Annotated in this window: 14 protein-coding genes; 8 read left to right on the top strand and 6 right to left on the bottom strand. The window is 71.0% G+C overall.

Annotated elements, in window-relative coordinates; translation table 11 throughout:
• Positions 1–51 precede the first annotated feature (51 nt).
• On the bottom strand, positions 52–1620 hold the full coding sequence (mptB, locus tag ACIQMJ_RS38475) for a polyprenol phosphomannose-dependent alpha 1,6 mannosyltransferase MptB (protein WP_499766009.1): 1569 nt from the start codon (positions 1618–1620) through the stop codon (positions 52–54).
• A 111-nt stretch (positions 1621–1731) separates the two neighbouring features.
• On the opposite strand from mptB, the gene ACIQMJ_RS38470 reads away from it, so the two are divergent.
• Genes ACIQMJ_RS38470 through ACIQMJ_RS38435 form a run of 8 tightly spaced genes read left to right on the top strand, consistent with a single transcriptional unit; the run spans position 1732 to position 8376 of the window.
• Entirely contained in the window at positions 1732–2433 is a 702-nt protein-coding gene (locus ACIQMJ_RS38470; protein ID WP_499765952.1) for a helix-turn-helix transcriptional regulator, read from the top strand.
• A complete protein-coding gene (gene sufB / locus ACIQMJ_RS38465; protein WP_141982463.1) occupies positions 2430–3875 on the top strand; it encodes a Fe-S cluster assembly protein SufB in 1446 nt (481 codons plus the stop codon). The genes ACIQMJ_RS38470 and sufB overlap by 4 nt, the downstream gene beginning before the upstream one ends.
• Before the next feature lies 1 nt (position 3876).
• Complete coding sequence (sufD, locus tag ACIQMJ_RS38460; protein WP_499765951.1) at positions 3877–5067, top strand: Fe-S cluster assembly protein SufD; 1191 nt, start codon at positions 3877–3879, stop codon at positions 5065–5067.
• Complete coding sequence (locus ACIQMJ_RS38455; protein ID WP_499765950.1) at positions 5064–5384, top strand: non-heme iron oxygenase ferredoxin subunit; 321 nt, start codon at positions 5064–5066, stop codon at positions 5382–5384. Before sufD ends, ACIQMJ_RS38455 begins: the two co-directional genes overlap by 4 nt.
• 34 nt (positions 5385–5418) lie before the next feature.
• Positions 5419–6192, top strand: a complete 774-nt coding sequence (gene sufC / locus ACIQMJ_RS38450; protein ID WP_499765949.1) for a Fe-S cluster assembly ATPase SufC — start codon at positions 5419–5421, stop codon at positions 6190–6192.
• 57 nt (positions 6193–6249) lie between these two features.
• Positions 6250–7527, top strand: coding sequence for a cysteine desulfurase (locus ACIQMJ_RS38445; protein WP_499765948.1), 1278 nt, complete (start codon positions 6250–6252; stop codon positions 7525–7527).
• A 16-nt stretch (positions 7528–7543) separates the two neighbouring features.
• Positions 7544–7987 carry a Fe-S cluster assembly sulfur transfer protein SufU gene (sufU, locus tag ACIQMJ_RS38440; RefSeq protein ID WP_141982468.1) on the top strand — a complete coding sequence of 148 codons (444 nt, stop codon included), beginning with the start codon at positions 7544–7546 and terminating at the stop codon, positions 7985–7987.
• Positions 7984–8376, top strand: a complete 393-nt coding sequence (locus ACIQMJ_RS38435) for a metal-sulfur cluster assembly factor (RefSeq protein ID WP_073894741.1) — start codon at positions 7984–7986, stop codon at positions 8374–8376. Before sufU ends, ACIQMJ_RS38435 begins: the two co-directional genes overlap by 4 nt.
• A gap of 89 nt (positions 8377–8465) precedes the next feature.
• Here ACIQMJ_RS38435 and ACIQMJ_RS38430 read toward each other — a convergent pair whose 3' ends face one another.
• The 5 genes from ACIQMJ_RS38430 to ACIQMJ_RS38410 all read right to left on the bottom strand — a co-directional run bounded on the left by ACIQMJ_RS38430 (position 8466) and on the right by ACIQMJ_RS38410 (position 13917).
• Positions 8466–8879 carry a CBS domain-containing protein gene (locus ACIQMJ_RS38430; protein ID WP_499765947.1) on the bottom strand — a complete coding sequence of 138 codons (414 nt, stop codon included), beginning with the start codon at positions 8877–8879 and terminating at the stop codon, positions 8466–8468.
• 57 nt (positions 8880–8936) lie between these two features.
• Complete coding sequence (locus ACIQMJ_RS38425) at positions 8937–10049, bottom strand: carboxylate-amine ligase (RefSeq protein ID WP_499765946.1); 1113 nt, start codon at positions 10047–10049, stop codon at positions 8937–8939.
• 83 nt (positions 10050–10132) lie between these two features.
• The gene (locus tag ACIQMJ_RS38420) at positions 10133–11836 is read right to left on the bottom strand and encodes an EAL domain-containing protein (RefSeq protein WP_499765945.1); all 1704 of its coding nucleotides are present in this window, start codon (positions 11834–11836) and stop codon (positions 10133–10135) included.
• 41 nt (positions 11837–11877) lie between these two features.
• The gene (locus ACIQMJ_RS38415; RefSeq protein ID WP_499765944.1) at positions 11878–12951 is read right to left on the bottom strand and encodes a lycopene cyclase family protein; all 1074 of its coding nucleotides are present in this window, start codon (positions 12949–12951) and stop codon (positions 11878–11880) included.
• Positions 12952–13917: an MASE1 domain-containing protein gene (locus tag ACIQMJ_RS38410; protein WP_499765943.1), complete on the bottom strand. Its 966-nt coding sequence runs from the start codon at positions 13915–13917 to the stop codon at positions 12952–12954. It lies immediately after the preceding gene.
• Between the last annotated feature and the right edge of the window lie 315 nt (positions 13918–14232).

The following is a 14232-nucleotide window of genomic DNA, read 5'->3' as shown; positions in this document are numbered from 1 at the left end:
GGGTGTTCTGAACGTAGGACTCTCGCGTTCCGAACGTGGGACTCTCGCGGGTCAGGCGGAGCCGGGGAGGGGGTCGCGCTTGATCAGGGGGACGACCTGCTTGCGGGCGACGAAGAGGCACACGCCGAACGCGATCAGGGCGGCCGTCACGGCCTGCGGCACGATGTAGGCGCGGCCGTCGAACGCCGAGCCCGTCGGCGGCAGGATGACCGCGATCACGGCGCTCGCGGTGGTGGCGAAGACCCGGAACCGACGCGCCAGCACGGCCGTGGCCAGCGGCAACGCGGCCCACAGCACGTACCACGGCTGCAACACCGGCCCGAGCACCAGCACCGCGCCCAAGCCCGCGCCCAGGCCGTTCATCGCCTTGATCCGGCCCCGGAACGCCTTCCACAGCAGCGTCGCCACGATCACCACCGACACGGCCTGCGTCACGATCCGCATCAGCACGATCACCGACTCGGTGTGGTTGCCCAGCCCGAGCAGCAGCCCCAGCCCGCCGCCCATGAACCCCATCGCGGTCGGCGGGGACATCCAGCTCTTCACCGTCCCGGCGACGTTCAGCGTCTCCACCCAGCCGAACCCGAGCCCGGTGCCCACGCACGTCCCGACCATCACCACACCCGAGATGACCAGCAACAACAGCGCCGCCCGCACCAGGTCGGAGAACCGCCCGCCCCACCGCCGCGCGATCATCACGCCGAGGAACCCGAGCGCCAGCGCGGCCGGGATCTTCACCGCCGCGCCCATCGTGATCATGGTCGCCCCGAGCACGATCCACAGCAGCTCTTCGCGCGTCGTCGGCGCGCCGGGCGTCACCGGCATCTTCCGCAGCGCCAGCTCCAGCCCCACCAGCATCAGGCCGATCGCCAAACCCTCGTTGTGCACGCCCACGACCAGGTGGAACAGCACCAGCGGGTTCGCCGCGCCCAGCCACAGCGCGCTCACCGGCGGCACGCCGAACCGCCGCGCCAGCCGCGGCAGGGCCCACACGATCATCGCCAGCCCCAGCAGCCCCAGCAGCCGGTGCAGGAAGATGCCGGGCAGCACGCTGTCGCCGGTCACCATCGAGATGACCCGCCCGGCGGCCAGGAACAGCGGCCCGTACGGCGCGGGCGTCTCGCGCCAGATGTTCGGCACGTTCTTGGTCAGGTCGTGCTCCACGCCCAGCGCCGTGGCCGGGCCCAGCTCGTACGGGTCCTGCCCGTTGGCCGCGATCTGCGACTGCGCCAGGTAGCTGTAGACGTCACGGCTGAACATGGGCAGCACGAACACCAGCGGCGTGATCCACATCAGCAGCGTGCGGTCGAGCTGGCTGCGCGTCACCAGCCGGGGGCGGCCCGGCCGGGCGAACCGGCCCAGCCACAGCCACGCCGACACGATGAGGAACATGCCGGTCCACACCGCGCCCATGGACGCGCTGGGCATGCGCACGAACAGCCCCAGCAGCGGCGTGCCCGGCAACGGGCTGAACACGGGCGCCGCGCCGGACCCGAGGGAGCCGACGGCCACCAGCAGCGCCCCGACGGTGCCCCAGCGGCGGATGACGTCGAGTTGTCGCCGTTCGGGCGCGTCGAGGGGTGCTGCCTCGCCGATCTCGCTCCGGTTCGCCATCACCATTCCGCCCGCCGCCACGTCCCGAAGGGTAGCGACCGGCCTGGTCGCGTGACTCGGGTCACCCGACACGGGCCGATCTTTGCGACCGCACGCGAAATACGCAACACTGGTGTTGTGAAAAACGCCGGGATCGAATCGACCGCTGTGCCGTCCGGGCACGACGGCCGTACCCGGCACGCCGTCGCACGGCTCCTCCTGGAGCAGGGCCCGGTGACCGCGGCCTCGGTCGCGGAGCAGCTGGGCCTGAGCCCCACGGCGGTGCGCCGGCACATCGACGCGCTGGTGGCCGACGGTGAGGCGAGCAGCAGGGAGGCCCCGCGCCGGGGCCAGCGCGGTCGGGGTCGCCCGGCCAAGCTGTTCCTGCTGACCGAGCAGGGGCGGGCCCGCTTCGGGCACGCCTACGACGACCTCGCCGTGGCCGCGTTGCGGTTCCTCGCCGAACAGGGCGGGGAGGAGGCGGTACGGACCTTCGCCGAACGACGGGTGTCCGCATTCGTCGACCGGCACCGCGCGGCCATCGTCACCCAGCCCGACGCCGCGGACCGGGCCAAGGCCCTCGCGGTGGCGCTGACCAGGGAGGGCTACGCTGCCTCGGCGCGCCACGTGGGGGCGGGCGAGCAGCTCTGCCAGCACCTGTGCCCGGTGGCGCACGTAGCGGCGGAGTTCCCGCAGCTGTGCGAGACCGAGACGGCGGCGTTCGCCGACCTGCTCGGCACGCACGTCCAGCGCCTGGCCACCATCGCCCGCGGCGATGCCGTGTGCACGACGCACATCCCGAACACACCCCGGATCCCAGATGGAGGGGAGCCCGCATGACTGCCGCTGCCGAGCAGCGCACCACCACAGCCCCGCTCACCCAGGAAGAGACCCTGGCGAGCATCGGCAACTACGAGTTCGGCTGGGCCGACTCGGACGTGGCAGGCGCGAGCGCTCGCCGGGGCCTGAACGAGGAAGTCGTTCGGGACATCTCGGCGAAGAAGAACGAGCCCGAGTGGATGCTGGACTTCCGGCTGAAGGCGCTGCGCCTGTTCGACCGCAAGCCGATGCCCACCTGGGGTTCGGACCTGTCGGGCATCGACTTCGACAACATCAAGTACTTCGTCCGGTCGACCGAGAAGCAGGCGGCGACCTGGGACGACCTGCCCGACGAGATCAAGAACACCTACGACCGCCTGGGCATCCCCGAGGCGGAGAAGCAGCGCCTGGTGTCCGGCGTCGCGGCCCAGTACGAGTCCGAGGTCGTCTACCACAAGATCCGCGAGGACCTCGAGGAGCAGGGCGTCATCTTCCTCGACACGGACACGGGCCTGCGCGAGCACCCGGAGCTGTTCAAGGAGTACTTCGGCTCCGTCATCCCGTCGGGTGACAACAAGTTCTCCGCGCTGAACTCCGCAGTGTGGTCGGGCGGCTCGTTCATCTACGTGCCGAAGGGCGTGCACGTCGACATCCCGCTCCAAGCCTACTTCCGGATCAACACCGAGAACATGGGTCAGTTCGAGCGCACGCTGATCATCGTCGACGAGGGCGCCTACGTGCACTACGTCGAGGGCTGCACCGCGCCGATCTACTCGTCGGACTCGCTGCACTCCGCCGTCGTGGAGATCATCGTCAAGAAGGGTGGTCGTTGCCGCTACACGACCATCCAGAACTGGTCGAACAACGTCTACAACCTGGTCACCAAGCGCGCCAAGGCCGAAGAGGGCGCGACCATGGAGTGGATCGACGGCAACATCGGCTCCAAGGTCACCATGAAGTACCCGGCCGTGTTCCTCATGGGCGAGCACGCCAAGGGCGAGGTCCTCTCGATCGCGTTCGCGGGCGAGGGCCAGCACCAGGACGCGGGCGCGAAGATGGTCCACATGGCGCCGCACACGTCGTCCACGATCGTGTCGAAGTCGGTGGCGCGCGGCGGTGGCCGCACCTCCTACCGCGGCCTCGTGCAGGTCAACAAGCGGGCGCACCACTCGAAGTCCACGGTCAAGTGCGACGCGCTGCTGGTGGACAACATCAGCCGCTCGGACACCTACCCCTACGTCGACGTCCGCGAGGACGACGTGTCGATGGGCCACGAGGCCACGGTCTCGAAGGTCTCCGAGGACCAGCTGTTCTACCTGATGTCCCGCGGTCTCAACGAGGACGAGGCCATGGCGATGATCGTGCGCGGGTTCGTCGAGCCCATCGCGCGCGAGCTGCCGATGGAGTACGCCCTCGAGCTGAACCGCCTGATCGAGCTGCAGATGGAAGGGGCCGTCGGCTGACATGGCCGTCACCACCGAACAACAGCAACACGGCCTGACGGCCCACTCGCACGGTCGCGCCGAAAAGACGGGCACGGCCCCGGTGGCCTCCCGAGCGGACCACTTCACGTCGTTCGACGTGAACGCGTTCGAGGTGCCCGGCGGTCGCGAGGAGATCTGGCGCTTCACCCCCATGAAGCGCCTGGCGAACCTGCACAACGGCGCCGAGGCGACCGGCACGGCGACCGTCGAGGTCACCGCGCCGGAGGGCGTCGCGGTCGAGACCGCGGCGCGCGGCGACGAGCGGCTGGGCAGCGCGGGCACCCCCGGTGACCGCATCGCCGCCCAGGCGTGGTCGTCGTTCACCGAGGCCACCGTCGTCACCCTGCCCGGTGACGCGAAGTCCGAGCCGACCACGATCACCGTGACCGGCGCGGGCGCGGGCAAGGTCGCCTACGGCCACCTGCACGTGCACGCCAAGCCGTTCGCCGAGGCCGTCGTCGTCATCGACCACCGCGGCTCCGGCGCGTACGCCGACAACGTCGAGTTCGTCGTCGGCGACGGCGCGCACCTGACCGTGGTCGCCATCCAGGACTGGGCCGACGACGCGGTGCACGTCTCCGCGCACCACGCCAAGCTGGGCCGTGACGCCACGTTCAAGCACACCGTCATCACCCTCGGCGGCAACGTCGTCCGCCTCACCCCGGTCGTCACCTACACCGGGCGCGGCGGCGACGCCGAGCTGCTCGGCCTGTACTTCGCCGACGCGGGCCAGCACTTGGAGCACCGCACCTTCATCGACCACGCGGTGTCCAACTGCCGCAGCAACGTGGTCTACAAGGGCGCGTTGCAGGGCGAGGACGCGCACACCGTGTGGATCGGCGACGTGCTGATCCGCGCCGCGGCGGAGGGCACCGAGACCTTCGAGCTCAACCGCAACCTGGTGCTCACCGACGGCGCCCGCGCCGACTCGGTGCCGAACCTGGAGATCGAGACCGGCGAGATCGAAGGCGCGGGCCACGCCAGCGCCACCGGCCGGTTCGACGACGAGCAGCTGTTCTACCTGCAGGCCCGCGGCATCCCGGAGGAGCAGGCGCGCCGGCTGGTCGTGCGCGGGTTCTTCCACGAGATCCTGCTCAAGATCGGTGTCCCCGAGGTGCGCGAGCGCCTGGAAGCCGCCATCGAGGCGGAACTCGAAGCGGTGGGCGTGTGATCAGGGTGTGCTCGCTGACCGACCTCGACGACCGCAAGCCCGCGGCGTTCGAGGTCGGCGACGAGTACACCCCGGTCGTGCTCGTCCGCGACGGCGACGCCGTGCACGCGCTGCGCGACCTGTGCTCGCACGCCGAGGTCGCGCTCAGCGAGGGCGAGGTGACGCGCAAGGGCGTGGAGTGCTGGCTGCACGGGTCGTGCTTCGACCTGCGCACCGGCCGCCCGTCCTCGCCGCCCGCCACCGAGCCGGTCGACGTGTTCGCCGTCGAGCTCCGCGGTGGTGACGTCTACGTGGACGTCACCACGGCTCTGAACTGACTTTCGCTCGCAACACCAGGAGAACGAAGCACCAATGGCCACTCTGGAGATCAAGGACCTGCACGTCTCGGTCAACACCGACGACGGTGCCAAGGAGATCCTCAAGGGCGTCGACCTGACGATCAAGGCAGGCGAGACCCACGCGATCATGGGCCCCAACGGCTCGGGCAAGTCCACCTTGTCCTACGCCATCGCCGGGCACCCCAAGTACGAGATCACCTCCGGCAGCGTGCTGCTGGACGGCGAGGACGTGCTGGAGATGACCGTGGACGAGCGCGCCCGCGCGGGTCTGTTCCTCGCCATGCAGTACCCGGTCGAGGTGCCCGGCGTCTCGATGTCGAACTTCCTGCGCACCGCGGCCACCTCCGTGCGCGGCGAGGCGCCGAAGCTGCGCCACTGGGTCAAGGAGGTCAAGGAGGCGATGTCCGACCTGGACATCGACCCGGCCTTCGCGGAGCGCTCGGTCAACGAGGGCTTCTCCGGCGGTGAGAAGAAGCGCCACGAGATCCTGCAGCTCGGCCTGCTCAAGCCGAAGATCGCGATCCTGGACGAGACCGACTCCGGCCTGGACGTCGACGCGCTGCGCGTCGTGTCCGAGGGCGTGAACCGGTACAAGGGGTCCAGCGAGGTCGGCGTGATGCTGATCACGCACTACACCCGGATCCTGAAGTACATCTCGCCCGACTTCGTGCACGTCTTCGCAGGAGGCCGCATCGCCGAGTCCGGCGGCCCGGAGCTGGCCGACAAGCTCGAGGCCGAGGGTTACGTGAAGTACATCGGCAAGCAGGAAGCCGCCAGCATCGGCTGACGTTGCACCTGTCGTGCAACCGTCCGTGAACACGTATCGAGAGGAGGCGTCGGAGCAGTGACCACCACCGCTACTCCACTGGACGTCGTAGGCGTCCGGGCGGACTTCCCGATCCTGGGCCGCACCGTGCGGGAGGGCAAGCGGCTGGTCTACCTGGACTCCGGCGCCACCTCGCAGCGGCCGAGGCAGGTCCTCGACGCCGAGCGCGCCTTCCTGGAGACCGCCAACGCCGCGGTCCACCGCGGGGCGCACCAGCTGGCCGAGGAGGCCACCGACGCCTACGAGGGCGCGCGGCAGAAGATCGCCGACTTCGTGGGCGTGCAGTACGGCGAGATCGTGTTCACCAAGAACGCGACCGAGGGCGTGAACCTCGTCGCGTACGCGATGGGCAACGCGGCCACCGCCGGTCCCGAGGCCGAGCGGTTCCGCATCGGCCCCGGCGACGAGATCGTCGTGACCGAGATGGAGCACCACGCGAACCTTGTGCCGTGGCAGCAGCTGGCCGCCCGCACCGGCGCCACGCTGCGCTGGTTCGGCGTCACCGACGAGGGCCGGCTGGACCTGTCGGGCATCGACGAGCTGATCACCCCGAAGACGAAGGTCGTCGCGTTCACCCACCAGTCCAACGTGCTCGGCACCGTCAACCCGGTGCGCGTGCTCGCGGACGCGGCCCGCGCGGTGGGCGCGCTCACCGTGCTGGACGCGTGCCAGTCCGTGCCGCACGGCCCGGTCGACTTCAAGGCCCTCGGCGTGGACTTCGCGGTGTTCAGCGGCCACAAGATGCTCGGCCCGTCCGGCATCGGGGTCCTGTACGGCCGCCGCGAGCTGCTGGAGGCCCTGCCGCCGTTCCTCACCGGCGGATCGATGATCGAGATGGTCCACATGGCCAAGTCGACGTTCGCCCCTCCGCCCGCGCGGTTCGAGGCGGGCGTGCCCATGACGTCGCAGGCGGTGGCTCTGGGCGCGGCGGTGGACTACCTCAACGCCATCGGCATGGACCGCGTCGCCGCGCACGAGCACCAGCTCACCGAGGCGGCGCTGCGCGGCCTGTCCGCGATCCCCGGCGTGCGGATCGTCGGCCCGCTGGACGCGGTGGACCGGGGCGGCGCGGTGTCGTTCGTGGTGGAGGGCATCCACGCCCACGACGCCGGCCAGGTGCTCGACAGCCTGGGCGTCGCGGTGCGCGTCGGCCACCACTGCGCGTGGCCCCTGCACCGGCGGATGGACGCCGCCGCGACCGTGCGGGCCAGCTTCTACCTGTACAACACGGTGGACGAGGTGACCGCGCTGGTCGACGCCGTCCGCGAGGCGCAGAAGTTCTTCGGCGTTCGATGACTCACGGGTGGGCTTGATGCAGTTGCAGCAGATGTACCAGGAGATCATCCTGGACCACTACAAGAACCCGCACGGCCGCGGCCTGCGCGACCCGTACGACGCCGAGTCGCACCAGATCAACCCCACGTGCGGCGACGAGGTGACGCTGCGGGTGTCCCTGGACGGCGACACCGTGCGCGACGTGTCGTACGACGGGCAGGGCTGTTCCATCAGCCAGGCGTCCACCTCGGTGCTGACCGACCTGGTGGTGGGTCGGCCGCTGGGGGAGGCGTTCGAGAAGATGGACGCGTTCGTCGAGCTGATGCAGGGCCGTGGTCAGGTGGAGCCCGACGAGGACGTCCTGGAGGACGGCATCGCGTTCGCGGGCGTGGCGAAGTACCCGGCGCGCGTGAAGTGCGCGCTGCTGGGCTGGATGGCGTTCAAGGACGCGGTGGCACGCAGCGAGGGAGCAAAGGCATGACCGCCGAAGAGGACGTGGTGCGCGGCATCGAGGGCATGCCCGAACCGCCCGCGCCGAAGGCCGACGTGGCCGCGGTGGACGACGTCGAGGAGGCCATGCGCGACGTCGTCGACCCCGAGCTGGGCATCAACGTCGTGGACCTGGGCCTGGTCTACGACATCCGCGTGGACGAGGAGAACGTCGCGCTCATCGACATGACCCTGACGTCGGCCGCGTGCCCGCTGACCGACGTCATCGAGGACCAGACGCGGTCGGCGCTGGTCGGCGGCGGTGGCGGCGGGATCGTCAACGACTTCCGCATCAACTGGGTCTGGATGCCGCCGTGGGGCCCGGAGAAGATCACGGACGACGGTCGCGAGCAGTTGCGCGCCCTGGGGTTCACGGTCTGACCCGGACCGGGCACAAAGCGGGAAAAGCGTCCTCGCCGGTCCGGCGAGGACGCTTTTCCCGCTTCCGACCCGTGTCGAACCCGGGACCGTCACCGGGCGTAGACGCGCTCCACGAACTCCGCGATCTGCGACTCGTCCAGGTGACGGGCGAGGTCCGCCTCCGACACCATGCCGACCAGGCGGTGGTCCTCGATCACCGGGAGCCTGCGGATCTGGTTGTCCTCCATCGTCCGCAGCACGTGGGACAGGTCGTCGTTCGCCTCGACCCAGTGCAGGTGACCGGACATGTCACCGGCCCTCATGGACGCGGGGTCACGACCCTCGGCCACGCAGCGCAGCACGATGTCGCGATCGGTGATGATGCCGTGCAGCCGGTCGTCCTTGCCGCAGATCGGCAACGAGCCGACGCCCAGGTCGCGCATCATCGTCGCCGCGTCGAGCAGGCTCTGGTCCTCCTTGATGCACTGGACACCGGAGTTCATGATCTCCCGTGCGGTGGTCATACCGAACCTCCTTCGTTCGCGTACGACAAGGGTGCCCCTGCCCGCCGGGCCCACACCTCAGGTCTGCGCCACGAGCATCTCGACCACGTCCACGAGCGAACCGCGCCGCCGGAACGCCCGTCGCTGCCGCACCGCGCCCGTGCCGTCCAGCAGCACCCGGTCCACGCCGTCGACCACCAGGTCCTCGTCGCCGGCCGCGCGCAGCGCCGGCCGGGTCCAGTCCACCAACGCCCGCGCCATGTCCGCCGCGGGCACCAGCCGGCCGCTGCGCGGCTCGATCCCCGCGCCGTCCAACCCGTCGCGGGCCGCCCGCCACAACGCGGTCCGCAGCACCAGGTCGGGCACGCGCTGCGCGGGCGCACCGGCCAGCGCCGTGACCGCGATGGCCCGCACCAGGGCCGCCAGCACCACGGCCTCGTCCACGGTCGCCGCCACGTCGCACACCCGCAGCTCCACGGTCGGGTGACGCGCCGACAGGCGCACGTCCCAGTAGACCATCGCGGGGTCCAGCGCCGCCCCGCCCGTCCGCAGCACCCGCGCCCACCGGTGGTAGTCCTCCGCCGACTCGAACCACGGCGGCGCGCCCGCCGACGGCCACGGGCTCCACGCCAGGTAGCGCCAGCTCGCGTACCCCGAGTCGCGGCCGTCCGAGAACGGCGAGTTCGCGCTGATCGCCAGCAGCACCGGCAGCCACTGCCGCAGGTGGTTGCTGATCAGCACCCCGGTGTCCTCGTCCGGGATGCCGATGTGCACGTGGCACCCGCAGATGGTCAGCCCGTCGATCAGCGACCCGTACTCGGCGGCGATCGTCCGGTAGCGGTCGGACTCGGTCAGCGGCGGCGGGTGCAGGCCACCGAGCACCGGCGTCCCGGTCGCCACGATCCGCGCGCCGTGCGGGCCGGCCAGCGCCGCCAGCGCCCGCCGCGCCGCCAGCAGCTGCTCCCGCACCTCGGTCATGCTCAGGCACACCCCGGTGGCGCTCTCCACCTGGTACAGCGTCATCTCCTGCTGGAGGTCCAACGCGGAACGGACGCCGCCGAGCACCGAGCCGGCGAGCGGCACCAGCACGCCGGTGTCCGCGTCGACCAGCAGGAACTCCTCCTCGACCCCCACCGACAGCGGCAGGTCCGAGACGGCTCGGGGAAGCGGTAGGGCGGTGACCTCGCTCACCAGGGACCTCCCGACGCTGGGTAGTCCGCCTGATGCTATGAGTAACCAAACGGGCCGCACATGCGGCTTTGCGGTGAACTTTCCTAACCTACCGCCAGATGCGGACCGCCGCGCAGCACGTCGACGTGGTCGCTGCCCGGCCGCCCCAGCACCCAGCTCGTGCCCCGCAGCGACTTCGCGTGCTCCTTCAACGGCGCCAGCAGCCGCGACACCTCGCGGTAGGACCCCACCGACCCGGCCGCGCAGATCAACGTCGCCAACGACAACGTCACCCCGCGGCCCTCCGCCTCGAACGGCGCGTCCAGCACCCCCGCGGCGAACGGCACGATCTCGTTCAACCCGGCCACCACCAGGAAGTCGTCCCCGCCGACGTGCCCCACCTGCACACCGGGGTGCAACGCCGCGCCGTCGGTCAGCGCCCGCCCGATCGCCCGGATCAGGTCGTCACCCGCCGCGAACCCCACCGAGTCGTTGACCCGCTTGAACGCGTCCACGTCCAGCCACGCCACCGCGAACAGCTCGCCGCCCAGGATGCGCCGGTCCACCTCGCGCGCGATCGAGTCGCTGCCCGGCAGCCTGGTCAACGGGCTCAGCGCCGCCGCCTGCTCCACCTTCATCTCGGCCACCCCGCGCACCACGTCCGCGACCCGCACCACGCCCAGGCAGCGGTCATCGTCGTCCACCACCACCAAGTCGTCGTTGGTGCGCTCCCGGTTGGCGTGCGCGACGACGTCCAGCAGCTCCAACGCGCTCGACTCGGCCCCGATCAGCTTCGGCCTGTCCGCCAACCGCGCCGCCTCCCGCTTGGCGTGCAGCGCGTGCCCGAACGGCCCCGTCACCGCCAGCAGGAACCGGTTGCGGTCCACCGTCCACCGCGGCCTGCCCTCGCCGTCCACGAGCACCACGCCGCTGACCGTCGGCTGGTTCGCCAGCACGTCGCGCACCTCCTCGGACGTCGCCGAGTCGGGCAGCGTGGTCGCCGGGTGCAGGAAGTCGGTCACCCTCGGCCCCGCCTGGCGGCGCAACGGCGCGGTCATCGTGCTGGTGACCGCCTCCGGGTCGTTGACCTCGCTCAACACCGCCGCGATGGTCGCGTCCACCTTCGGCCGGCGCTGGGGGCTCGCCAGCAGGTTGCCCTGCGCGAGCCGCACCCCGAGCCGCCGCAGCGCGGCCAGCTCCGCCTCCGTCTCCACGCCCTCGGCCACCACCTGCGTGCCCGTGTGCTCGCACAGGTGCTGCAACGCCTGCACCATCGCGTACCGGGCGGCGTCGGCGGGCAGCGCCACCACCACCTCGCGGTCCAGCTTGACCACCTCGGGCCGCACCTCGGCCAGCAGCGACAACGGCGAATCGCCCTCGCCGACGCCGTCCAGGCCGATCCGGAACCCGTCCCGCCGCAGCCGCTCGATGCCCTTGACCAGCAGCCGTCGCGGCGCGCGCGAGTACGGCGTGCCGACCTCGACCACCAGGTCGGCGGGACCGCGCCCGACCTCGCGCAGCGCGCCGTACAGCGGGGCCATCAGCTCGGGCTTGTCCGCGATGGTCAGCGCGAGCAGGTTGACGTGCAGCGGCACGCCCAGGCCGTGGTCGGCCGCGTGCCGGACCGCGCGGCACGCGAGGGCCACGTCGGTGTTGGCCAGGTACCCGGCGCGGAACGCCATCCGCAGCAGGTCCTGCACGGTGCCGTCGTGCGGTCGGGCCAGCGCTTCAACCGCCACGACCCCTCCGGTGTGGAGGTTGAACAACGGCTGGAAGGCGAAGCGAACGTCATCCAGCAAGGCGGGCACGCGGTCGATCGTGCCCGGTCGATCTTCTTTTGCCGAGACCGTTAACCGACTGTTCTCGCACTTTTGGCCGATTGCACAGGGAATGCCAGGCGACCTCGCATAACCCAGGACGCCGAGCCGAACAGCCGGAGCATCGCCCGCACGGTTCCGCGCAGGTCATCGTGCCCGCCGAGGTAGGCGCGTTGAAGAGTGCCGGACAATTCGAAAAAGCTGTTGAAGAATTCCGGCACCTCGTCCGGCGGCAGCGCGAGCAACGCCGCCAGACCCCTCAGCCGCAACGCGCGCACCGCCCGTTCCGCCGCCGACCGCTTCACCTCCCGACCCCGCGCCAGCGCGTCCGCCACCACCGGCGCCCGCTGCAGCGCCACCGCCACGCTGTACCCGGTCGCCGGGTGCACCCACCCCGCCGCCGCGCCGAACGCCCTGTCCCGCGCCCGCCCGTCCAACGGGATGCGCACCCTCTCCTCACCCCGCGGCACCGCGACGTCCTGCGCGGCGAGGCGGGCGTGGAGCCGGAGCCGCAGCTCGGCCAGCGGCAGACCCGGCCGACGGGCCAACGACGTCTCCTCCAACAGCACCTCGTCCGCCGACACCGGGATCGCGTAGAGGAACGTCGGATCGCTCGTCGTCGCCGCCGGGGGCCTGCGCCAGTCCATGATCACCGCTTCGTCCGGGCCGACGAACGGCGTCGCCGACGCCGCGGGCACCACCACACCCACCGCCGTCTGCGCCGCGCGACCACCCATCGCGCCGGTCGCGTCCACCACCCGCCCGGTCAGCACCCGCCCGCCGGCCAACGTCACCGACGTGGCCGTCCGGTCGACCACCCGACCCGCGACCACCCGCACCTCGTCCGGGAGCCGCCGCAACCCGACGTTGTCGAGCACCGCGTAACCCCTCGGGATCACGTGCTCCGCCGTCGTCACCGCGCGCGCCCTCGACGTGCTCACCGCGACCGGCGCGTCCTCCGGCAACTCGTCCACCCACGCCGCGTACGTCGCCCGCCACGGCCGCGCCGGGTTCGGGTCGACCACCGTCGTCCCCAGACCCCGCGCCGCGCACGCCCGCGCCAACGCCCGCCCCGCCGGCCCGCCGCCGACCACCACCACGTCCATTCAGCGCTTCTCCGGGGGCTTGGGCAGCAGGTCGCCCAGCACCATCGGCTGGTACTGCGCGACCACGTCCGCGAGCTGCGCCACCGTGCGCTCGATCGCCGCCCGCGCCGCGTTGCGCTCCGCGATCACCGCCGACAGCAGCAGCGCCGTCAACACGGACGTGCCGTTGAACGCCTGCAACGTCACCATCCGCACCACCAGCTCCAGATCCGCGAACGGACCCGTGGCACGCGCCGCGCCCCGTGCGGCCAGGGTCGTCGCGATCAACGCGCACGGCGCCGTGCCCAGGTGCTGGAAGCGCAGCGCCGCCCAGATGAGGAACGGGAACACCAGGTACATCAACCGCAAATCGTGCGTGCTCGCCACCGCCATGACCACCGCAGTGCTCACGACCAGCCCGACCGCCTCCACCCACCGGCGCAGCGGGTGGTGGCGCAGGCGCAGGGAGCGCAGCGCCAGCACGATCGGCACGAACACCAGCACGCCCAGCGCGTCACCGGTCCACCACACCGTCCACGTGGACCAGAACAGCGAGCCGCCGATCACGCCCGTCAGCAGCAACGTGCCGGAGCCGATCGTCGCGCTGACCGCCATGCCGACGAACCCGCCCAGCAGCACCAGGGCGAGCGCGTCACGCGTGCGGTCCATCTCCGGGCGGAAGCCGGCTCTCTTCAACAACAGGTAGGCGACCACCGGTGCGAGCGTGTTGCCGGCCGTGATGAGGACGGTGGTGCCGAGGTCGGTCAGCGTGGAGTTCGTCGTGAACGCGCCCAGCGCGACACCCGGCCACATCCTCAGCCCGCCCAGCAGCAGCGCGAGCACCGCGACACCGGTCGGCGGCCACAACGGCGTCACCTGGTCGTTGACCAATGCCTGGAGGAGACCGAGCTGGGCACCCACGTAGTAGCAAGCCGCGACCACGAGGACGTGGAACGCGTACCGGCCGAGCCGAGGGGAGAGCTGCACCGGCCCAGCATCCACCGTCCTGGGGAAGCGCACCACGCCTAGCTGCGGAGACGCGGTAAGCGACCCCCCGATTTGTCTCCGCGCGGGCCGGGGTGTAACTTTCTCTCTGCCAGCGCGGAACGGGCCGGAGAGAGACCGGAACGGAGCGCGGCGAACACAAGCCCCCGGGACAGAATCAGCAGCACAGAGTGCTGCCTCGGTTCCGGACGGTAAGACAAAGTGAATGCGAAGCGAGTTTGTCGCGGAGCCGAGAAGCCGAAACCGGCCGATTTGACACCGCGAAAACGAACGAGCTAAGCTTCAGCCAGAACGAAA

Origin of the sequence: Actinosynnema sp. NPDC091369, from assembly GCF_044757065.1 — a bacterium.
Classification (GTDB): domain Bacteria; phylum Actinomycetota; class Actinomycetes; order Mycobacteriales; family Pseudonocardiaceae; genus Actinosynnema.
This window is presented reverse-complemented; position numbering and strand designations above follow the sequence as displayed.